Source organism: Actinacidiphila sp. bgisy145, from assembly GCF_057708125.1.
Genome location: NZ_JBYIRL010000039.1, coordinates 51655 through 72757, shown reverse-complemented (window position 1 = coordinate 72757; position 21103 = coordinate 51655). Strand labels below are relative to the sequence as shown.

18 protein-coding genes, 1 pseudogene and 1 CRISPR repeat array are annotated in these 21103 nt (G+C 72.4%); of the genes and pseudogenes, 10 read left to right on the top strand and 9 right to left on the bottom strand.

From position 1 onward, the window contains the following. Position 1: 1 nt before the first annotated feature. The gene (cas2, locus tag AC3ERT_RS29170; RefSeq protein ID WP_435177741.1) at positions 2 to 265 is read left to right on the top strand and encodes a CRISPR-associated endonuclease Cas2; all 264 of its coding nucleotides are present in this window, start codon (positions 2 to 4) and stop codon (positions 263 to 265) included. Positions 266 to 389: 124 nt separating this feature from the next. Then, a CRISPR array of direct repeats spans positions 390 to 2683; the repeat unit is 30 nt; unit sequence GCCCTCATTGCCCCTGCGAGGGGTAGCAAC. A 672-nt stretch (positions 2684 to 3355) separates the two neighbouring features. Here cas2 and AC3ERT_RS29165 read toward each other — a convergent pair. Further along, positions 3356 to 3694 (bottom strand): MazG-like family protein, encoded by a 339-nt coding sequence (locus AC3ERT_RS29165; RefSeq protein WP_435128724.1) that lies wholly within the window; start codon positions 3692 to 3694, stop codon positions 3356 to 3358. On the opposite strand from AC3ERT_RS29165, the gene AC3ERT_RS29160 reads away from it, so the two are divergent. After that, on the top strand, positions 3686 to 4192 hold the full coding sequence (locus AC3ERT_RS29160) for an NsdA family TPR-like regulatory protein (protein ID WP_488179797.1): 507 nt from the start codon (positions 3686 to 3688) through the stop codon (positions 4190 to 4192). The two genes, AC3ERT_RS29165 and AC3ERT_RS29160, sit on opposite strands and share 9 nt — an antisense overlap. A 3-nt stretch (positions 4193 to 4195) precedes the next feature. Here the strand turns inward: AC3ERT_RS29160 and cutA are convergent, their stop codons facing one another. Next, positions 4196 to 4528: a divalent-cation tolerance protein CutA gene (gene cutA / locus AC3ERT_RS29155; protein ID WP_435177739.1), complete on the bottom strand. Its 333-nt coding sequence runs from the start codon at positions 4526 to 4528 to the stop codon at positions 4196 to 4198. A gap of 15 nt (positions 4529 to 4543) precedes the next feature. On the opposite strand from cutA, the pseudogene AC3ERT_RS29150 reads away from it, so the two are divergent. Continuing rightward, positions 4544 to 5142, top strand: a pseudogene (locus AC3ERT_RS29150) (transposase); the annotation flags it as partial. Positions 5143 to 5236: 94 nt separating this feature from the next. On the opposite strand, the gene AC3ERT_RS29145 reads toward AC3ERT_RS29150, so the two are convergent. From AC3ERT_RS29145 to AC3ERT_RS29135, 3 genes are all read right to left on the bottom strand, one after another. Next, entirely contained in the window at positions 5237 to 5566 is a 330-nt protein-coding gene (locus tag AC3ERT_RS29145) for a hypothetical protein (protein WP_435128715.1), read from the bottom strand. A 213-nt stretch (positions 5567 to 5779) separates the two neighbouring features. Then, on the bottom strand, positions 5780 to 6430 hold the full coding sequence (locus AC3ERT_RS29140; protein ID WP_435128712.1) for a methyltransferase domain-containing protein: 651 nt from the start codon (positions 6428 to 6430) through the stop codon (positions 5780 to 5782). A 715-nt stretch (positions 6431 to 7145) separates the two neighbouring features. Beyond that, the gene (locus AC3ERT_RS29135) at positions 7146 to 7709 is read right to left on the bottom strand and encodes a TetR/AcrR family transcriptional regulator (RefSeq protein ID WP_435128709.1); all 564 of its coding nucleotides are present in this window, start codon (positions 7707 to 7709) and stop codon (positions 7146 to 7148) included. A gap of 189 nt (positions 7710 to 7898) precedes the next feature. Between AC3ERT_RS29135 and AC3ERT_RS29130 the strand changes: the two genes are divergently transcribed. The 5 genes from AC3ERT_RS29130 (at position 7899) to AC3ERT_RS29110 (ending at position 14168) form a co-directional block, all read left to right on the top strand. Continuing rightward, positions 7899 to 9389, top strand: a complete 1491-nt coding sequence (locus AC3ERT_RS29130) for an MFS transporter (protein WP_435177737.1) — start codon at positions 7899 to 7901, stop codon at positions 9387 to 9389. Positions 9390 to 9479: 90 nt separating this feature from the next. Next, positions 9480 to 10952 (top strand): carboxylesterase family protein, encoded by a 1473-nt coding sequence (locus AC3ERT_RS29125; RefSeq protein WP_435177735.1) that lies wholly within the window; start codon positions 9480 to 9482, stop codon positions 10950 to 10952. 146 nt (positions 10953 to 11098) lie between these two features. Continuing rightward, positions 11099 to 12070 (top strand): intradiol ring-cleavage dioxygenase, encoded by a 972-nt coding sequence (locus tag AC3ERT_RS29120; RefSeq protein WP_435177733.1) that lies wholly within the window; start codon positions 11099 to 11101, stop codon positions 12068 to 12070. Between the two features lie 194 nt (positions 12071 to 12264). Then, entirely contained in the window at positions 12265 to 12990 is a 726-nt protein-coding gene (locus AC3ERT_RS29115; protein ID WP_435128697.1) for a glycoside hydrolase family 16 protein, read from the top strand. An 89-nt stretch (positions 12991 to 13079) separates the two neighbouring features. Further along, complete coding sequence (locus tag AC3ERT_RS29110; RefSeq protein ID WP_335970444.1) at positions 13080 to 14168, top strand: Rieske 2Fe-2S domain-containing protein; 1089 nt, start codon at positions 13080 to 13082, stop codon at positions 14166 to 14168. Between the two features lie 75 nt (positions 14169 to 14243). On the opposite strand, the gene AC3ERT_RS29105 is transcribed toward AC3ERT_RS29110, so the two are convergent. From AC3ERT_RS29105 to AC3ERT_RS29090, 4 genes are all read right to left on the bottom strand, one after another. Further along, positions 14244 to 16445, bottom strand: a complete 2202-nt coding sequence (locus AC3ERT_RS29105) for a protein kinase domain-containing protein (RefSeq protein WP_435177731.1) — start codon at positions 16443 to 16445, stop codon at positions 14244 to 14246. 285 nt (positions 16446 to 16730) lie between these two features. Continuing rightward, positions 16731 to 17528 (bottom strand): SAM-dependent methyltransferase, encoded by a 798-nt coding sequence (locus AC3ERT_RS29100; RefSeq protein WP_335970448.1) that lies wholly within the window; start codon positions 17526 to 17528, stop codon positions 16731 to 16733. Positions 17529 to 17696: 168 nt separating this feature from the next. Continuing rightward, complete coding sequence (locus AC3ERT_RS29095; RefSeq protein WP_335970450.1) at positions 17697 to 18593, bottom strand: YhjD/YihY/BrkB family envelope integrity protein; 897 nt, start codon at positions 18591 to 18593, stop codon at positions 17697 to 17699. A gap of 160 nt (positions 18594 to 18753) precedes the next feature. Next, complete coding sequence (locus AC3ERT_RS29090; RefSeq protein ID WP_335970451.1) at positions 18754 to 19167, bottom strand: hypothetical protein; 414 nt, start codon at positions 19165 to 19167, stop codon at positions 18754 to 18756. A gap of 190 nt (positions 19168 to 19357) precedes the next feature. Here AC3ERT_RS29090 and AC3ERT_RS29085 point away from each other — a divergent pair, with 190 nt between their 5' ends. Continuing rightward, positions 19358 to 20095 (top strand): ArsR/SmtB family transcription factor, encoded by a 738-nt coding sequence (locus tag AC3ERT_RS29085; RefSeq protein WP_435177729.1) that lies wholly within the window; start codon positions 19358 to 19360, stop codon positions 20093 to 20095. Further along, a complete protein-coding gene (locus AC3ERT_RS29080; protein ID WP_435177727.1) occupies positions 20079 to 21041 on the top strand; it encodes an MBL fold metallo-hydrolase in 963 nt (320 codons plus the stop codon). Before AC3ERT_RS29085 ends, AC3ERT_RS29080 begins: the two co-directional genes overlap by 17 nt. The last annotated feature ends 62 nt before the right edge of the window (positions 21042 to 21103 follow it).

Genomic DNA, 21103 nt, shown 5'->3' with positions numbered 1-21103 from the left:
CGTGTACGTCGTTGTCGTCTACGACACCCTCGCCGAACGCAACCCCAAGATCCTCCGCACCTGCCGCAAATACCTCCACCACGTCCAACGCAGCGTCTTCGAAGGCCACCTCAGCGACGCCCAACTCCGCCGCTTCCACAGCGCCGTCGAATCCGTCCTCGACCTCACCTACGACAACGTCCTTGTCTACACCTTCCCCCCAGGAGCCGTCCCCGAGCGCCTTGAGTGGGGCGCGACCGAACCCGCCCCGACCGACGTCCTCTGAACCACCCCGACCCCCACCGAATTTCAGCGCCACACCGGGCCCACCCGCACTACCGGAGGTCCGCTGCAAAACCCCACCCCCAACGCCCCCCTTCCCACCACCCGACCTGCAGCTTTACCGTGGGGCCCTCATTGCCCCTGCGAGGGGTAGCAACCTGACGGGCCGGTCCCGCGGGCAGACGTCCAGCAAAGCCCTCATTGCCCCTGCGAGGGGTAGCAACACGAAGACGATGGGCCGCGGCCAGGGGGGACGGTGAGCCCTCATTGCCCCTGCGAGGGGTAGCAACGTTGTGCAGCGCGTTGCCGGTCGCGGTGTAGGCGCGCCCTCATTGCCCCTGCGAGGGGTAGCAACCCCGCGATGGCCCCGGCGATGGCCTCCCACAGCACTTGCCCTCATTGCCCCTGCGAGGGGTAGCAACACGCCGCACGGTCAGCCGTGCGCGCCGCCCGCCGCGTGCCCTCATTGCCCCTGCGAGGGGTAGCAACGCGTCGACCACGGCCGGGCCGCTGATGCCTTCCCGCGCCCTCATTGCCCCTGCGAGGGGTAGCAACAGCGCGGTCCGATGGTGACCACCTGCACGGTGCACGCGCCCTCATTGCCCCTGCGAGGGGTAGCAACACATCGCGGACGCCGACCCGAACGCCCGCACCCAGCGCCCTCATTGCCCCTGCGAGGGGTAGCAACACGCGGCCGGCGCCACTGTGTCCCCCTCGTGGGACGTGCCCTCATTGCCCCTGCGAGGGGTAGCAACCTGCGGGCCCGGCTCAGACTCACCGTGCCCGACGCGCCCTCATTGCCCCTGCGAGGGGTAGCAACATGAGGCGGATCATGTCGCCGACGAGATGAAGTCCCGCCCTCATTGCCCCTGCGAGGGGTAGCAACACCGTGGCCCGGTCCTTGTCCCGCCGCTCGAAGCGGCGGCCCTCATTGCCCCTGCGAGGGGTAGCAACAACTAGGTTGGAGGGGTGAACGACGACCAGGACCAGGCCCTCATTGCCCCTGCGAGGGGTAGCAACCGCGCGGCTTCCTGGTCGGGGTGGGGCACCCGCAGGTGCCCTCATTGCCCCTGCGAGGGGTAGCAACGCGTGGTCGGCGCCGCAGTTCGCGTCGGCCGCCAGGCCCTCATTGCCCCTGCGAGGGGTAGCAACGTGACGGTGGTGGTGGCGCCGGTGTCGTCCGCGACGAGCCCTCATTGCCCCTGCGAGGGGTAGCAACTTGGCCGGTCCGGGGCCGAGCGGGCTGGCGGGCAGGGTGCCCTCATTGCCCCTGCGAGGGGTAGCAACGGCACCACTGCCTTCGCAGTGGAAACCGCCGTGCGGGGCCCTCATTGCCCCTGCGAGGGGTAGCAACCTGTCGGGGCCGGTGGTGGGCGAGCCGCCGACCAGGGGCCCTCATTGCCCCTGCGAGGGGTAGCAACCCGTGCGACCCCCGGGTGATCTGCATCTGCGTCTCGGAGCCCTCATTGCCCCTGCGAGGGGTAGCAACTGGAACACGCCCCGCCGCGCGCTGACCAGCACCCCGAGCCCTCATTGCCCCTGCGAGGGGTAGCAACCCACGCGCCGAGCTCGCCGCGTGGCAGAACGCCGGCCCTCATTGCCCCTGCGAGGGGTAGCAACATCGAGTCGCTGACGCTGCGGGACGACGCGTACGCGGCCCTCATTGCCCCTGCGAGGGGTAGCAACGACTCGACCCTCGCCTTGCGGGCGCCGAAGTACACCGCCCTCATTGCCCCTGCGAGGGGTAGCAACGTGTTGCGGACGACGACGCGGATCGGGTCGCCGCCGTGGGCCCTCATTGCCCCTGCGAGGGGTAGCAACCGGCCGTCGACCGGCGGGACGGCGAGCTGGACGCGGGGCCCTCATCGCCCCTGCGAGGGGTAGCAACCCGCGGGCAGTTCGCTCACCCACGGTCTGGCCGCCCGCCCTCATCGCCCCTGCGAGGGGTAGCAACGCGGGCAACAGCAGGCGCGCGGTGGGGGCGTCGGCCGCCCTCATCGCCCCTGCGAGGGGTGTCAACTAGATGTGGCCGCCCTGGAAGAAGTGCGGCTGGCTGGCCCTCATCGCCCCTGCGAGGGGTATCAACCGGTAGCGCTGGTACTGGACCTGGAGCTCCAGCATCGGCCCTCATCGCCCCTGCGAGGGGTATCAACGCGTCCGACTACACCTTGACCCGGCTGGTCGGAGAGCAGGTCCTCATCGCCCCTGCGAGGGGTAGCAACATGATCAGGGCGGCGACGGCGAGCGCGATGACGTGGGTCCTCATCGTTCCTGCGAGGGGTAGCAACCTTCCGGCAGAGGCGTGGACATCAGCAGGGCCACGGTGCCCTCATTGCCCCTGCGATGGGTAGCAACGGAGAACGGAGGGGCGCCGATGAGGCCGAACGGGCGCGCCCTCATCGCCCCTGCGAGGCGTAGCAACAGGCATTCCGCGACGTACAGCGGCGGAATCACGAGCCCTCATTGCCCCTGCTGACGTCTGGGTCGCGGGTGCCGGTGTGCACGTGTCTTCGACTGCTGCACTCCTGGCTGCGATCCGGCTCGTAGTCGTCCTCGGCCCGCTGGCCTAGAACGCTGCCAGGATGCTGCACTGGTCAATCTGGCGCAGACGCCACCAGGCAACAGCCCGACGCTGCCACTACTACCCGACGATCCGCCGACACACCTGCTGGATGGATCTCAAAATCGCCTGGAGCGCTAGCAAAGTTCGCCGCTCGCGTCACGGTCGGTACCTGATCCCATCGGGAAGGCGGACGGATGCTTCTCCCGCCTTCCCGATGAGTGCAGCCACCCCGACGAGCCCGGCCCGTTGCCGTGCCAAGCTCAGCGGCACCCGCGGCACCCGCGGCACTCGCGGCACCCCGGTGAGCCCGGTGTGAGCCCGGACGCCTGCGGAACAGGGAAAACGGTCTGCCCCGAAGTGGACCAGTCATGCTGCCTACCTGCACGAACAGGATCCTTGCGGACTACGGGTCATCCTTCGGTCCGGAATCCGGGCGACTTTTAATCCATTGGTTGTGGGTTCGAGTCCCACGCGGCCTACCGGAAGGGCCCTGGTCGGAGTGATTCCGGCCAGGGCCTCTTTTCGTCGGGTTCACACCGTTTCGGCGTGCTCCGGCCGGGACAGCGACCGGTCGGCGACGACGCCGAGCCGCTCTTCGAACACCTTGCCCGCGTCCGGGGTGAGCGTGGCCAGCGCGACCATGCTGCTCAGGATGACGTCGCACAGTTCGTGCTGGACGTCCTCCCAGGTGTGCGAGTTGCCCTTCCGGGGGTTGGCCGCCGCGGCCCCCATCGCGGCCTGGGCGACTTCGCCGACCTCCTCCGACAGCTTGAGCAGCCGCAGCAGCCGTGCCGTCTCCGGCGTGGCGTTGTCGTTCTCGTCGAGCCACCGCACGAGGCGGTCGATCGTCGTCCATGTCTCGTGGTTCACTGCGGGGTTGCTCCTTGCGTCGGTGGTGATCCGGGGTGCCGGGGGACCCTATCGAGCCCGCCGAACGCGGCCGGGCAGGCGACCGAGGCCGAGCAGGCTCTGGCGTCGGCGCATGAAGCACTCGCGAGTGCGAACGGCTCACCCCAACCGGACTGGGTCGCATGGGTCGATCACACGGAACTCCAGATCATGACCGGCCGGTGCTGGACCGAACTGCGGAGGCCGTTGAGGGCCGTTCCCGTCCTGGAGAGCGCGCTCGCCTCGTATGACGACAGCCACGCCCGCGACAAGGCGCTCTACACGTCGTGGCTCGCGGACTCGTACCTCACCGCTGGAGAGGTCGAGCAGGCCGCCGCCGCAACGGGACGCGCGCTGGACCTGGCTGACGGCGTCGCGTCCGTCCGCCCGCGCGCCCGGTTGGCGCCGCTACTCACCAAACTTGCGGTTCATCGGCAATCACCGGTGGTGGCCGTCGTGTTGGAACAGGCAGCGGGCTGACGCTTACCGGCTCTCGCTCGGTGCGATGCTGGCCTCCACCCACCGCAGGTACGGAGGCGAACCCGCGGTGATCGGTACGGCGACGACCTCCGGCTTGTCCCAGGGATGGTGCGCCACCAGGTGCTCTTCGAGAGCGGCGTACCGCTCGGCGGTGGTCTTGAGCAGCAGTTGCCACTCCTCCCCGGTCCCGAACTCCCCGAGGTGCCAGAACACCGACGTCACCGGCCCGACCACCTGTGCCCCGGCCGCGAGCCGCGCCCGTACGACCGACTCCGCCAACTGAACTGCCTGCTCCCGCGTCTCGGTGGCGGTGGACACCTGCACGAAGTCAGTCACGCCGCTAGCCTAACCATCGGGTCGTACCCACGTGTCCGCGTTCAGGGCGGTGGCCGAGCGGTGGTGTCCCAGGCCGGGGCTGTTTTGCTGGTCGAGACGGCTCGCAAGGTGGGGCTTGACCAGGCGATATCGGCGGCGCTGACGCCGTGGCGACGTGCGAGGGCGGTGCACGATCCGGGCAAGATCCTGCTGGACGTGGCCCTGGCAGTCGCTCTGGGCGGAGACGGCCTTGCCGATGTCGCAATGCTGCGGGCAGAGCCGGTGATCGTGGACCTGGACGGAGTGCTCGTGCTGGCCCACTCCGAGAAGCAGGACGCCACCGCGACCTGGAAGAAGACCTTCGGACACCACCCGCTGATGGGATTCGTCGATCACGGCAGCGGCGGCAGTGGGGAACCGGTGGCCGGACTGCTGCGGCCGGGAAACGCAGGCAGCAACACCGCCGCTGACCACATCACCACGACCCAACTGGCGTTGGCACAGCTGCCGAAGCAGTACCGGCGTGGACGCCGGACACTGACCGTACCGACTCCGCCGGCGGTACTCATGAGTTCGTCGCCTGGCTCGCCCAGCGGGGTCGGTGGCTGTCGTACTCGGTCGGCATGACCATCACCTGGCGGCCAGTCGTGGTGATATCCCCACGACTGCCGGGCAACCCCGGCTCAAAGCGCCACGGTTGCCGAGGGCGGTGGGCATCGCTGCTCGTTCTCACCTTGCCCCAACGGAGCCCTCCGCTCGCCGGAAGGTGAGAAAAGCCGACGTAGCCCCCTCCTTGTCGTGCGTGAATGTTGACTGATCGAGTCGCCATCCCACCGTCTCGATCACCTCGATGTACTCCGCGAGGCCATCGAGCGAGCCTGAGTAGTCCAGCGAGCCGCCGTTGATCCGGTACACGAAAACGACGCGGCCTTCGTCCATGGCCTTCTGCGCATCGTCGCGTATGGACTGGATCTTGGCCTGCTTCATGGATGCCACGACCTCTGTGAAACGCCTTGCGGCTCCTCTGGCGAAACCCTTGACGTTCTTGGTGAAGTCCATGCCATCTCCCCTGTCGTGCGCAGTGGCTCACTGCATCAGCCACAGGGCTGGACCGCCGCCACGGCGGGTCCCCCCCCACGACGAGAAGGGTACGCAGCGGTGCGTCCCCCCGGGAGGTGACCAGCGGACCCGTGCCCGGCGAACCTTGGGGTGGCGTGCCGGGCCCGGGCGAACAAAGACCCGCGGGTGACGGGGTGGGCAGCGCGGTGAGGTCTACGTGAGGGGCCAGGCGTGCCCGGTCGGGTCGTCGAGCCACAGGGTGTGGCCGCCCTCGGCGGTCACGGTGAGTCCGTAGCGGTCGATGCCGGGGCGTCCGGCCTCGACCCACGTGTGCAGGTGCGGCGCGCGCTCCGCCCAGAGATCGCGCGGCCCCCCGTGGACGAGGTCGGCCTCGCGGGGGTCGCGCATGGTGATGCGGGCCCACGACTCCATGTCCGGGGTGTACAGGCAGCGCACGGTGCGCCCGTCCGCGTCGACGAGGTCGATCTGGGCGACGTCCGGGTGGATGAGAGAGGCGAGGAGCTGCGGCAGGTCGGCGTCGAGGCCGGCGGGGACGGTGATCGTCTGGTGCTCTCCCTGCGCGGCCGCCAGGGTGCCCGCGATGTGGCGGGCCGCGGCCGCGGTCGCGTCCGGCGTGGAGCGGGCCGCCATGAACGCGGTGAGGTGCGGCAGGAAGCGGCCGGATGCGCTGTGGTCCTCGCCGACCGTCAGGCGCGCGATGCCGTACCCGACGGCGACGACCATCAGGCCGCCCGGCCGGACCTGGGTCCGCCATGCGTCCGGCACGCGGCCGACGCCGCACGTCGCCACGAGCCGGTCGTAGGGCGCTCGGTCGGGGTGGCCCGCCACGCCGTCGCCCGCCACGAGCGTCGGGGCGTACCCCGCGGGTTGGCGCGGTGCTGGAGCTGGTGGCAGTGCCGGTCTCGTCGGCCTGGGTGATGAGTGAGGTGTCCTGGTACACCGCGGCGATCCAGGAGGGGTCCGCCGGCGTGTAGCGGACCTTCCCGCCGCGGGCCCGCAGGGTGAACTCGGGCACGAACACCTCGCGCGGCACTTCGGCGAACGCATCGCGCCAGCCCGGCGTGCCCAGGGCGCCGTCCGCGACGAGGCGTTCGGTCATGAGGCGGCGCAGCTCGTCGGCGGCGGGCGGGTTCCTCCAGGAGGTCGGCCAGGGCGTTGGTGATGGGGGTGCGCAGTGCCGGGACGTACGCCCACTGGCCGTTCGGGTTGAGGTCGACCAGTGTCCAGGCCCCGTTCGGACCAACGAGGAACTCCATTGCGGCATAACCGAGTTCGAACGCGTCGAGCAGGGCCGGCCGACCACGGGCATCCTGACCTCGTGAGCCGTGGTGATCCGCCTCTACGACTGGTGCGTTCTCAGGGCCACGGACGCGTCGACCTCGTTCGCGCGGACCCGTGACGTCGACACCGCCACAGCCGGGGCCGATGGCGTCCGCAGAGTTCGAGGATGCGCCTTGCTCTGACGACAGCGCTCGGGTGCGGAACGCACGGAAGGCTCTCGTCCGGCCGAAGCCAGGTGGGCAGCCTGCTGCCGTCCGACCTGCGGTCGGGCGGCTCCTCAGGCCGGGCCGCGGCGGAGGCCGTCGAGGACGGTTTCGAAGAGGGGGTGCAGGTAGTCGGGTGACTCGTTGACCTTGGCGATGGCGACGATCAGGTCGAAGACCTGCTCCAGGGTGAGGTCGTCGCGGATCTGCCCGGCTTCCTGGGCGGCGGCCAGCAGGGGGCGGCCCGCTTCGACGGCTCGGGCGCGGTGGCTGGTGAGGCCGTCGCGGTCGGTGTGCTCCAGCAGCTCGGAAGTGATCAGCCGCTTGTGCGGGATGAACGCGATCAGCCGGCGCAGCCAGGTGATGAGTGCTGCCGCGGGGGTCTGGCCGGGCTCGGTCGTGGCCGCGGCGCAGACCTGGTCGACCTCGTCCGCGTAGAGCGCCTCCAGGAGCTCCTGCCGGCCGGCGAAGTTGCGGTACAGCGTGGCCATGCCGACCCCGGCGCGACGGGCGATCTCCGCCATGGAGATGTCGGGAACGGGCTCGGCGAACGCCTCCCGGGCCGCGTCGAGGATCTTGTCGCGGTTGCGCTCCGCGGCCGCGCGCCGCTTGGGGAACGCCGTCGTGCCCGCCTCCATGTGCTCCTCCTCCAGGCCTGGTCCTCGGGTCGGGGTGCGCCGACCCCGGGGTGCGCCGACCCCGGGGTGCGCCGGTCCGGGATACCCGCTAGGCCTGCCCCAAGGCTCGCACCCCCTTGGTGGACAGCCTATCCGTTATCGCTCTACGATTGACGGACAGCCTATCCGGAAACACCGAGGAGCACCGTCATGCCCCACCGATCCCCCCTCGCCCCGGGCGCCGGCACCTCCGCGCCCCCGGCCGCGGACCCTTCGCACGGGGTGGCCAAGCCCGGTGTCGCGCTCGCGGCCGTCGCGGTCGTGGCGTGCGTGGCGCAGTTCATGGTGGTGCTGGACTCCTCCATCGTGAACGTAGCCCTGCCGGCCATGAAGGCGGGCCTCGGCCTGTCGGCCCCGACCCAGCAGTGGGTGGTCAACGGCTACCTGGTCGCCTTCGGCGGTCTGCTGCTGTTCGCCGCCCGCGCCAGCGACCTGTTCGGACGCCGCCGCGTCTTCCAGACCGGTCTGGTCGTCTTCTCGGCGGCCTCGCTGGCAGGCGGGCTGGCGCAGGACGGCTGGATGCTGCTGGCGGCCCGGGTGGTGCAGGGCGCGGGGGCCGCGGCGCTGGCGCCCTCCAGCCTCAGCCTGATCACCGCGAGCCACACCGAACCGTCCGAGCGCACCCGCGCCATGACCTGGTGGGGCGTGGCCGCCTCCAGCGCCGGCGCCGCCGGCATCGTGGTCGGCGGCCTGCTGGCGTCGGTGAGCTGGCGATGGGTGATGCTGGTGAACGTACCCATCGGGGCCGGCCTGCTCGTCGCGAGCCTGACCTGCCTGGCGCCGACCGCGACCGCACAGCGCCGCTCGCGCATCGACCTCGCGGGGGCGCTCACCGTGACCCTGTCGGCCGCGACCTTCGTCTACGGCGTCGCGGCGGCGCCCGACGCGGGCTGGGGAGCCGCCCGGGTGATCGGCTCGCTCGTGGCCGGGGCGGTGCTGCTCGCGGCGTTCGTGGCCGTCGAGCGTCGCAGCAGCGAACCGCTCGTCCCGCTGGGGATCTTCTCCGTCGCCAACGTGCGCATGGGCAACGTCCTCACGCTGTGCATGGGCGCCGTCATCACCGCGCCGCTGTTCTTCCTCTCGCTCTACCTCCAGCAGGTCCTGGGACACAGCGCCGTGCGCACCGGACTGTCCCTGCTGCCCATGGTCGCGGTCATCAGCGCCGGGGTGCTGCTGTCCCAGAAGCTGATCCCCGTCGTCGGCGCCCGCCGCCTGGTGGTGGTCGGCGGGGTCGTCGCCGCCGTGGGTCTGGTCTGGCTGGGGCGGCTGCCGGTCCGCTCGGACTACGTCGCCGGCGTGCTGCTGCCCACCGTCGTGGTGGGTGCGGGCACCAGCCTGACGATGATGCCCGCGATCGTCGCGTCGACCAGCGGCATCGACCCCCGCGACGCCGGCGTCGCCTCCGGGCTGCTCAACATGTGCCGCCAGCTCGGTGCGGCGCTGGGCCTCGCCGTCCTGGCCACCATCGCCGCCGGCGTCACCAGCCACAGCGGCAGCGGCGGCAACGCGGCCGTCGTGGACGGCTACCGCGTCGCGTTCTACGCGCTCGCCGTCCTCGCCCTGGGCACCGCGGCCCTGGCGCTGCGGCTCCGGCCCGCTCCGGACACCGCGGCCGCGGCGAACGAGGCCGACACCGCCTGAGCCGGACCGGTTCCGCCACCGCCGCGGAGCGCCATCCCGCGATCGCGGCCCTCCTCTTCCCCACACCCGCCCGCCAGAAGGAAGCACTCCGTGCCTGTCAACGCGCCCTGCGGCCCCGTCAGGGGAATCGCGCACGCGACCCACACCGCCTACCTCGGCATCCCCTACGCGCGCGCCCCGTACCCCGGCCGCGCCTTCGACGTCCCCCAGCCGCGGGGCAGGTTCACCACCTGCTTCGAGGCGACCCGCCACGGACCCAGCCCCGCCCACCCGCATGTCGCCCAGGAACTCTTCCCCGACCCCGTGATCGCGGGCGACGAAGCCCTCAACCTCAACGTCCACGCCCCCGCCCGCGGCGACGGCCCCTTCCCGGTGATCGTGTGGCTGTACGGGGGCGGCTTCTTCACCGGCAGCAACGCCGGCCCCTGGTACGACGGGGCCTCCTTCGCCCGCGACGGCGTGGTCTTCGTCGTCCCCAACTACCGTGTCGCCGCCGAGGGGTTCATGATCCTCGACGACCAGGTCGCCAACCGCGCCGTGCTCGACATCACCGCCGCGCTGACCTGGGTACGCGACAACATCGCCTCCTTCGGCGGCGACCCCGCCAACGTCACCCTGGCCGGGCAGTCCGCCGGCGCGACGGCCGCGCTCGCCCTGACCGGCGCCCCGGCCGCCCGCAGCCTGTTCCGCCGCCTGCTCGTGATGAGCGCCGGCACGCCTCTGCTCACGCCGCTGGAGCGCATGCGGCAGCTCTCCGCCGACTTCGCCGCGCAACTCGGCACCGCGCGGACCCGGCAGGCCCTCTCGGCCGCACCCACCGCCCGCCGCATGGAACTCGAACGGGCCTGGCTGCCCGGAGAAGTCCAGGCGCCCGCCGACAGCGTCGACGAGCGCGCCCGCCGGGCCGGCCGGGACGCACTGCGCTGGCAGCCCACCCTCGACGGCGAAGCCATCACCACCGCACCCGAGGACGCACTCTCCCAACCCGGCGCGGTGGAGGCCCTGTTGATCGGCACCACCACCCAGGAGTGGAACTTCCTGCTCGGCGACCTCACCACCGCTCCCAGCATTGACGCCTGCGTGCAGGGCATGGCCAACCTCGGCCTCACCGCCGACGACCTCGACACCTACCTCGGCCGGCTCGGCAGCCGCAACCCCGGGCACGCGCTCGCGCAGGCGCTGAGCGACCGCACCTTCCGGCGCCCCGCCCGCCACATCGCCGACACCGCCGCCCGGGCCGGCATCCCCACCTACGCCTACCAGTCCGCCTGGCCCGCCCCCGTCTTCGGCGCCGCCCACTGCGCCGACCTCCCCTTCGCCTTCGACCACCTCGACGCACCCCAGGCCCCCGAACTCCTGGGCCCGGCCGCCCCCCAGCACCTCGCGACGCGCATGCACACCGCCCTCGTCCGCTTCGCGCACGACGGCGACCCGGGCTGGAGCGCCTACACCCTCGACGAGCGCCGCACCCTGGTCTTCGACCACGACCCCTACGAGTACGCCGACGCCCTCGCCGAAACCCCCAACCGCCTCGGGAGGCCCGCCATCAGGACAACCCGCTGACCGCGCGCCTCGGCCGGCCACCGCCTCGTCCGGCACCCGCCGCTGTCCGCAGCCGTACGAAGCCGGACCCGCGGCGCGCTCATCTGGCCGGAATCCGGCTGGTGTTTCACATGGCCGTCACAGGCTGCCTTCCTAGCGTCACGCAAATGACCAACCGACAGCACGACGAACCCGACAACGCCGTCGTCTCCCGTGCCCTGACCCGCCGCCGCGCGCTCACCCTCGCCGGTGCCGGCGCAGTGGCCCTCACGGGCCTCGGCGCCGCGGCACACGCCTCCGACCGGACCACCGCCGCGGGATCGGCGACGGTCGGAGCCGTGCGGGCGGACGCCTTGGCCGCCACCACGTGCATGCAGTTGACCAGCGAGCAGATCGAGGGACCGTACTACCTCGACTACGAACTCTTCCGGAGGAACGTCGTCGAGGACCGCACCGGTATCCCGCTGCTGCTCGTCCTGCGCGCGGTGGACGCCACGACCTGCCGCCCGCTGCGCAACTCCGCCGTCGAGATCTGGCACTGCGACGCCTCCGGCGTCTACTCCGGCTACACCCAGACCGGCAACGGCGGCGGCGGTACCCCGCCCACCGGCACTCCGCCCACCGGGACCCCGCCCACCGGCGGCCCGCCCTCCGGAGGCGGCGGCGGAGGCCACGCCACCCCGACGGACGACCTCACCTGGCTGCGCGGCATCCAGATGACCGACCACGAGGGCTTCGTGACCTTCCGTACCGTCTTCCCGGGCTGGTACACCGGCCGTGCCGTCCACGTGCACACCAAGGTGCACACCGGCGGCACGCGCACCTCCGCGGGCTACACCGGCGGCCGCACCTGCCACACCGGGCAGTTCTACTTCGCCGAGACCGCCGTCGAGGCCACCACCGGTGTGTCCCCGTACTCGGCGAACACCGTGACCCGCACCACGCTCGACGAGGACGGCATCTACCCCGGTACCGGGACCCAGGGCGGGCTGCTCAAGCTCGTCTACGACCACCGGCACATCCAGCGCGGTGTGGCCGGCCACATCACGATGGCCGTGGACCCCGCCGCCACCAACGACGGCGAGGACGTGCCCGGTGGCGGCGCAGCCCCCACCTCCACCCCGACCGCCGGCGCCTGATCCGGCCGACCGCCGCCCGGGCCCGCGTGAAGGGACGACGGCCCGGGCGGCGGTCACCGGCGCCGCGGCCGGGGCGGCCGGGGCGTGCGGCTACCGCCCGCGGCGCATCTTGTCAGGTACGGACCAACGGGCTACGGTGCGAGGGCGGCGCTGCCACTCCGGTCCCCCCACGGCCTTCGAGCAACGGAGTTCCGATGTCACCTGTGCGTGTGCGGCTCGGCCGCCTCCTCGGCGCGGTGGTCGCCGGGTTCCTGTCCCTGGTGCTGGTGCAGCCGTCCGCGCACGCGAGTTCGTGGGGGGCGCCGCAGACCGTGGACTCGTGGAACGTGATCAGCGGCCGGTGGACCGCCAACAACGAGTTGGAGACGTACTCGCCGGACTGCGTGTGGTACGACGGCGGGACGCTGATGATCAAGACGTACCAGTCCGGCGGGACGTACTACTCGGGGCGCGTGGAGTCCAAGGCGCTGTACGGGTACGGGACATACCGCTTCACCGCGAGCATGCCGAACGGGCAGGGGCTGCTGCCCGCGGTGTGGGCGGCGTACCTGAACCCGTGGCTGCCGGAGATGGACGGCGCGGAGATCGTGGGGTCCGACCCGGATACCGTCTACCAGACGTTCCACGACACGAACAACGCGCAGACGCAGTGGAGTGCGCACAACTCCGCGGGTTGGACGAACAGTTACCACACGTACTCGTTCAGCTGGTGGCCCGACCACATCGACTTCGACGTGGACGACGTCTACCAGGGCACCAAGTGGTACACCACCGGTTCGGGCGTCGGGATGCACTTCATCATCGACACCGCGGTCGGCGGGGACTGGCCGGGCAACCCGGACGCCTCCACCTGGGCCACAGCGGACGGCGCCCGCTACCTGAAGGTCTCCTCGGTCACCTACACCCCGTACTACCCGTGACCGCCCGCGGTCGCGGCCGGGAGATTTGACCAAGTCCATACTGAACGGGCCGCGGGGCGGGGTGGGAGGCCGTGGGTACGTTCGGGGGTATGACGCTGCCGAAGGCGAACCCTTTGCGCAAGTACCGGGACGTGGCCCCCGAGGGTGACGTCCCGACCACGAGGACGACCGGGATCGACCCGAACTTCTGGTATCCGCTGGCGCGTTCACGGGACCTGAAGCCGGGAAGGACGCTCGCGGCGCGGTTCGCGGGGGCGGAACTGGTGCTGGTGCGGCCCAAGAAGGGCGCCCCGTACGCGTTGGAGGACCGCTGCGCCCACCGCCAGGTGCCGCTGAGCATGGGGGTGGTCAAGGACGAGCAGCTGCTGTGCGGTTACCACTGCTGGGCGTACGACCGGACCGGCGCGTGCGTCAACATCCCTTACCTGGACCGGAAACGGACCCTGCCGAACGGGGTGCGCGCGTACGCCTGCCGGGAGGCGCACGGCTTCCTGTTCGTCTTCCCCGGCGACCAGGAACTCGCCGACGTCACCCCGGTGCCCGAACTGCCCTACCACCGCGACAGCAGGTACAAGACCCGGGTGCTGGACCGGGACATCGCCTGCCACTACTCCTTCATGCACGAGAACCTGATGGACATGAACCACCAGTTCCTGCACCGCAGTCTGATGGGCCGGATACGGGCCCGGCTGCTGGACGTGCGGGAGGGCGAGGACTGGCTGGAGGCGGACTACTCCTTCTCGCGCACCGAGGGCAAGCAGTCGCTGGGCGAGCGGCTGATCATCGGCAGCGGCAGCACCGACAAGTACGCGGACCTGATGACGATCCGCACCGGCTACCCGTACCAGACGCTGCGCTACTGGACCGACGGCAAGCGCGAGGAGCCGCCGGCGCTCGACCTGTGGAACGCGTACGTGCCCACCGACCAGGCGCAACACCACAACCACACCTACGGGTTGATCATGGTGCAGAAGCCGCCGGTGCCGGGGGTGATCCATCTGCTGTGGCCGGTGATCACGCTGTTCACCGAGGGGATCTTCGGGCAGGACCGGGTGATCGTGGAGGCCGAGCAGCGCGCGTACGAGACGCAGGGCGCCGACCTCAACAACGAGGTGTTCCCGGTCATCCAGTCGCTCAAGGCGCTGCTGGCCCGCCGCGGGGTGCCGATCGAGCCGTAGGACCGCGGGAGGCGGGCAGCGCGATGCCGTCGGCCCGCCCGCGCACCGACCGGTGTGCGGGCGGGCCGGAACGGCTCAACGGCAGGCGATGGCGAAGGAGTTGTCGCCGGAGGCCGCCGCGGGACTGGTGGAGACGGTGATCCCGACGTACGGGCGGTCGCGGTCCGGCGCGATGTCCGAGACCTTCCCGCTGTAGGTGAAGCTCCTGCCGCCCTTGGGGAACTGGGCGGTCTGCGGCGAGACCAGCTGGACCGAGCCCTGGGGGTTCGGGGTGGAGCTGCGCCACCACACGGCCCGCAGGGTGCCCGAGCTGCCGTCGTAGCGGACCCGGACCGTGGCGCTCGCGGTACGGCCGTCGGAGGTGCACTGGGCGCCGGTGACGGCGACGGAGGTGACGTGTGCCGAGCCCGCCGGGTCGTGCGGCTGCGGCGCGGTGGTGCGGCGGATCGTGGTCGGCGTGGTGGTCGCGGCCGGCGCGGACGTGGCGGTGGCGGGCGCGGTGGTCGGGGCGGGTACGGCCGACGTCGCGCTCGGGGACGGGGTGGTGGCGGTGGGCGAGGCGGTGGTGGCCTCCGGCGACGGTGAGGCCGCGGAGGCGGTGGCAGCCGGGGACGCGGCGGTGGTCAGGGCGGCCGACGGCGAGGGGTCCGCGGCGGCCGCGGTGCCGTGCTTCCCGCCCGTCGCCACGGCGGTGACGGTGATCGCGCCCGCGACGATGACGGCCGCGGCCGCGAGCAGCAGGCCCTTGCGGCGCCGCCGCCGGTCGGGCTCCTCCCCGGCGCCGGCACCGGGAGCGGCGCCCTCGGTGTAGTCCGCGGTGACGAGCGGCACGAGCGCGACACCGGAGCGCGCCGGCTCACCGGGCGCGGGTGCGGGCGCGGGCAGCGGTACGGGCACGGGTGCGGCCGCGCCCGCCGGTACGGCGTCCGCTCCCGGCGCCACCGCGAACGTGTTGACCAGAGCCGCGAGTTCGGCGCGCCCGCGCTCCTCCCACGCGGCGCCGTACGCCGCCACGGCCACCGCTTCCAGCTCCACCGCGAAGTCGATCGCGCTGCGCGGCCGTTCGGCCGGCTCGGCCGCCAACCCCGCCGCCAGCAAGGGCTGTACGGGCTCGGCCGCCTTCCCCTCGGGCAGGCAGGCGTGGCAGGTGGCGGTGGCCGCGAGCAGGTCCGCGGGGATGTCGGCGGTGCTGGACGTGCCGCCGAGGTCGACGAGCGCCGGGGTGCCCTCGGCCGTCACCAGCAGGTTCGCCGGAGGGCAGGCCGAGCCGCCCGAGATGCCCGCCTCATGGGCGGCGGAGAGCCCGAGCAGCGCGCCCTTCAGCACGGTCAGCGCCGCCTCGGGCGAGGTCGCGCCCTTCGCGTCGAGCAGCGCGGCCAGGGTGACGCCCTCGACCGGTTCCCGTACGGCGGCGGCGTGCGCGCCGTCCTCGACGTACGCGAGGAGCCGTACGGTGTACGGCGATTCGAGGGTGGCGAGCCGTTCGGCCTCGGCGCGCAGCCGGGCGCGGAACCGGGCGTCCCCGGCGAGTTCGGGGGCGAGGTAGGTGATGGCGACCTGGGTGCCGTCGGCGTCGCGCGTCGCCCGGACGACCTGGCCGGTGGGGACGGCGGCGGGGCCGGAGGTGTGGGTGTAGCCGGGGACCTGCCAGGCGGGCGCGGGCGGCTCGGCGGGGGTGGCGGTGCCGGGAGCGGCGGGGGTGGTGACGGCCTTGTCCGGGGCGGACTTCGCCGCGGGGCGGGCGGGCGCCTTCTTCGCGGTGCCGGACGGGTTCGTGGCCGTGGCCGCGGCCGTGGCTGCGGGCTTGGGCGCGGTTGTCGGCGGAATCTTCGGCGTCTTCGGCGCGGCCTTGGACGTCGTCCTTGGGCCTGCGCTCTGGGCGGGGGCCGCCTTCTTCGCGGCGGTCGCCTTGCGTGCCGGGGTGGACGCGGCCGCTGCGGTCTTCTTCGCCGGTACGGCGGCGCGGGTTCGGGCCGCCTTGCGCGCCGACGTCCCCGCGGGTGCGCCGGCCGGGGCGGCGCCCTCAGCCGTTTCCCCGGAGCCGGAGCCGTCCGCCGCGCCCTCGGCGGGAGCAGCGTCCTTCGGTGCGGGCCGTGTCGCCGGGGCCTTGCGGACCGCCTTGGCCGCGGGCCTCCCCGACGGCTGCTGCGCGGACTTCGGCGCGGGTTCCTGCTCGGGCTTCCGCGCGGGCTGCTGCTCCTGCTGCTCCGCGGCCCCGCCGCCCTCGCCGGGTATGCCCGCACCCGCGTCCTTGCCCGTGCCCTGGTGGTCGCTCACCTGAATCCGCCCCTCGCGCTGCCCCTTGTGGCGGAACTGCCGCTCGCAGCTCCCCGACGCCCTGTTCCGTACTCGGATTCCACCGGCGGCCGGGCCGATCTGCCGGGGCCCACGGCGTCCGGCAGCCGCCCGGAGACCGGAGAGGAGGGGCCGTGAGGGTCAAGAGGGTACTGCCACCGGCAAGTTGCCGGGGACCGGGCCGACCGCACAGGGCGGGAGAAGAGCGGCCCGGCCCCGTGGGACACGGAGGGCGGGAGCGGTGCGCGGACGCGAACGCGGCCGGGATCAGGCGTTCTTGATGCCCACGCCGCCGTAGAAGCCGATCTCGCGCTCGTCGGCGGTGGGCTCGGAGTCCGGCCGCCAGAACGGCACTTGCGCGACGCCGGGCTCGATCAGGTCGAAGCCGTCGAAGAACCGCGCGATCTCGGCGCGGTTGCGCAGGTTCATGCTCGCGGTGGCGTTGGTGTACGCGGTCGCGGTCTCGCGGCGGTCGTTGAAGTCGCTGGTGGCGTGCGAGAGCACCAGGTAGCTGCCGGCCGGGAGCGCGTCGCGCAGCGTGGCCACGATCCGCTCGGGTTCCTCGGCGTTGGTGACGAAGTGCAGGATCGCCACGAGGAGCAGGGCGACCGGCTGGTCGAAGTCGATGACCCGGTGGACGTCGGGGTGGTTCAGGATCGCCTGCGGGTCGCGCAGGTCGGCGAGGACCACACTGGTCGTACCGGCCTCGCTCATCAGCGTGTTGGCGTGGGTGTTCACGATCGGGTCGTTGTCCACGTACGCGATGCGCACGTCGGGCGCGACCTCCCGGGCGATCTCGTGGACGTTCGGGGAGGTGGGCAGCCCGGTGCCGATGTCGAGGATCTGCCGGACGCCGGCGCCGACCACGTGCCGCACCGCGCGTTGCAGGAACGCCCGGTTGGCCTGCACGCCGATCCGTGCCTCGGGCGCGACGCCGATGAGCTGCTCGCCCGCCTCGCGGTCCACCTGGTAGTTGTCCTTGCCGCCCAGCAGGTAGTCGTAGATCCGCGCGGGATGCGGCCTGCTGGTGTCGATCTCGTCGGCGCGGAAGCCGTTCTGCGTCACGCTGCGCTCCTCTCTCCGTGACGGGTGCCCGCCCCTCCCGCGAACGCCCGTGCGCGAAGCGTCTCACGTCAACGTCCCTGCGTACGAGGGGGGTTGCTGTTGTGGGAAGCGCCGCCACGGGGTGTGCGCGGGCCGCCGCGCTGTGTCGTACGAGCGGGGTCGGCGGGGTCAGTCGATCGCGCCGCCCGCGCCGTCCGAACGCCACGGCAGCGCGGGCACGGTGGCCTCGGGCTTCTCGAACCAGCCCTCGGGCTGCGGCGGTCGCGGTATCTCGCCGCCCCGCCGCAGCGTGCGGCCGTCGCGGACGTGCCGGCCGACGAGGGCGCCGCCGAAGACCACGAAGCCCACGCCGACCAGCCAGGTGACCACCGTCAGCACGTTGCCGACCGGGCCGTAGGTGACCGCGTTGGACTCGAGCATGGGGGCGAAGAACAGGTGCGAGAAGATCCGCAGCCCGGCCAGGCCCAGCATGGTCAGGACCGCGCCGGGCAGGGCGGTGCGCACCCGGACCGAGCCGTAGAGCAGGAAGTTCTGGCCCCAGGCGAAGAAGAGCACGCCCAGGGCGAAGGTGAGCAGGATGCGTACCGCGCTCGGCACGGGGCCGCTGCCCAGCACCGCCGCGCTCTGCGACTCGCAGAACAGGTAGGCGGTGAGCACCGCCAGCCACACCGCGCGGCGCCAGTCGCGGTGCCACGGGCCGGCCGGCAGGTCCCAGATCTTGCGGTAGCCGGTCTCGACGCTCGCCACGAAGGACAGCCCGAAGTACGCCGCCGTGGCCAGGCTCCAGGCGCCGGTGGTGCTCAGCACGTGGTTGGGCGTGGCGAACATGCTGCGCATGCTGCGGGCGCCGTTGCCGTCCAGGCCCATGCCGTCGATCACCCACTGCGCGAAGCCGGGCCGGTGCTCCCACGGGGTCGCGGCGGCGACCACCACGAGCAGCGGCATCAGCGTGACGAAGCCGAGTGCGGCAAAGCCCATCGAGCGGTGCATCAACTCGATGTGCGACGCCTGCTTCGACAGGCGTCCGATCGCGGATCGCTTCCAGACGTCCGTCAGTCCAGCCATGCGTCACCTTCCCGCAGCGTTAGGGCTTGTGGATACCTGGCGGAGTACCCCGTGCGCAACTCCGGCCCCGGGCAAGCCCGGTGGCAGGTCGGGCGCGGCGCCCGGCAGCGGGTGCGCGGGGGTTGGGGCGGCCGCGGGCGCGGGGCCGGTCGCCGCGCGCTCAGCCCTTGCAGACGGTGAGCTTCAGCGCCGCGTCGATCGCCGCGCCCTGCGCGTCGGTCAGTTGGTGGCCGGTGCTGCTGAACCGCTGGGCGGCGAGGTGGTCGGCGGTCTGCGAGTCACCGTTGATCACGGTGCACTGGAGGCGGCCCTCCTCGATCACCTGGTTCGGGTCGGCGGCGAGCGACGGGTCTATCGCCTTGAGCGCGGCGAGGTACGTCTGCCGGTTCGCGCCGCTCGGGGCTGGCGGCCGGGTCGCCGTGGCGCCGGTGGTCGGGGCGGCGGTCACCGACGCCGTCGCCGGGGTGGTCGGCTCCGACGCGCTCTTGTCGCCGCTGCCGGAGGAGCACGCGGTCGCGCAGAACGTGGCGAGTGCGGCGGCGGCCACGGCCGCGGCGGCGATTCGGGTACGCATGCGGCCACCTTGCCCCACCCAGCGCCCGGCTGCCGACCTCTGTGACCGTGCTGTGACAGCACCGCAGCACGCCCCCGCCGCCGGCGGTCCGGGCCCGCCGGATACCCCCCGCCCGGCCCTGGACGGGGCACGACTCCACCATGCCAAAGAAAGCGTTGACATTCCGGATTGCCAAAGTATTCTTTGGGGTATGACGATCGGTGATCCGAAGGCGATGCGGGCGCTGGCGCATCCGTTGCGGCTGGATCTGATGGAAGTGCTCTCGACGGTGGAGTCGGCGACGGCGGCCTGGTGCGGGCGGGCGCTGGGCGTGCCGCAGGCCAACTGCTCGTTCCACCTGCGCCAGCTCGGCAAGTACGGCTTCGTGGAAGAGGCGGAGCACGGGGGCGACCGGCGGGAGCGGCGGTGGCGGCTTGTGGACGCGAGCAGGGAGATGCGGTTCGACGTGGCCGGGGCGGACACGGCCGCGGCCGAGGCGATCGGCCGCAGGCTCGAGCGGAGCGTCGTGGAGCGCGAGATGGCGGCCATCCTCGGGTACGCGGAGCGCCGCGGCTCGGAGAGCCCGGAGTGGCGGGGCAAGGCCGGCATGGTGAGTGCGCTGGCGGTCGTCTCCGCGGAGGACATGCCCGAGATCGAGCGGCAGTGGCAGGAACTGCTGCGGCCGTACCTCGTGACGCCCGAGCAGGGCGCCGGCTCGGACGCGTGGGTGCGGGACGCGGTCGGGGGCGGGTCGCCGCCGCGGCGGCTCGTGCGGTACTTCATGGCGGCCACACCGGTCGCCGCGGAGGGCTGGGGCACGGACGGCGCGGCCGCGTCCGCCGAGCCGAGCGGGTCCGCGCGCCCGGCGTCCGGACCGGGCGCAGGCGAGGCGTACCCGGCAGGGCGGGAACGCACGACCGGAAGAGGCGGGGATGGCAGTGACGCGTGACGGGGAAGTCGACTTCGAGACCGAAGCTCCGGTGGACGGCTCGCTGGACGTCGTCTGGAGGCATGGCGTGCGCGCCCGATGGCAGCAGGAGCCGCCCGTCCAGACGCACTGGTACGACCCGCACACCGTGCTGCTCCGCCAGAGCAAGACGGTGAACTACGAAGCGCCTTTCCTCTTCCTCCTCTTCGGCAACGAGCGGGCCCTGCTGCTGGACTCCGGCGCCACCGGGGACCCGGCGGCGTGTCCGCTGCGCGCCACCGTGGACGGGCTGGTGGACCAGTGGCTGGCCGCACACCCGCGTGAGGGGTACGGCCTGGTGGTGGCGCACACGCACGCGCACGGCGACCACGTGGCGGGGGACCCGCAGTTCACCGACCGGCCCGGGACCGCGGTGGTGCCGAAGGAGGCGGACGCCGCGCGGGAGTTCTTCGGCCTCGGCTCGGACGCGGCGGCCCTGGGGAGCGCCCCGGTCTCCTTCGACCTCGGCGGCCGGGTGCTCGACGTGCTGGCCACGCCCGGCCATCACGACTCGTCCCTGACCTTCTACGACCGCTGGACCGGCATCCTGTTCACCGGCGACACCGTGCTCCCGGGCCGGCTCTATGTCGCCGACTTCCCGGCCTTCCTCACGACGATGCGGAAATTGGCCGAGTTCGCCGGAACCCACCCGGTCACCCATGTGCTGGGTTGCCACATCGAGATGGCGCGGCGGCCAGGGCGGGACCACCCGCTCGGAGCGACCTTCCAGCCGGGCGAACGGGCCCTCCAGATGACCCCCGCCCAGCTCGTGGCGATACGCGACGCGGCCGTCTCCGTCGCCGACCGGCCCGGCGTGTACCGCTTCGACGACTTCGTGATCTACCACGAACCCGGAAAGCGGGAGACCCGCAGGCTGCTCGCCCGGGCCCGGTGGCGCAAGGCGCTGGCGGCCCCGCTGCGCGGCTGACGCGGTGTGCGGAAGGTGCGGGGGCGTGGCCCGATGAGAGGCGCTGCCGGGCCGCATGGGCG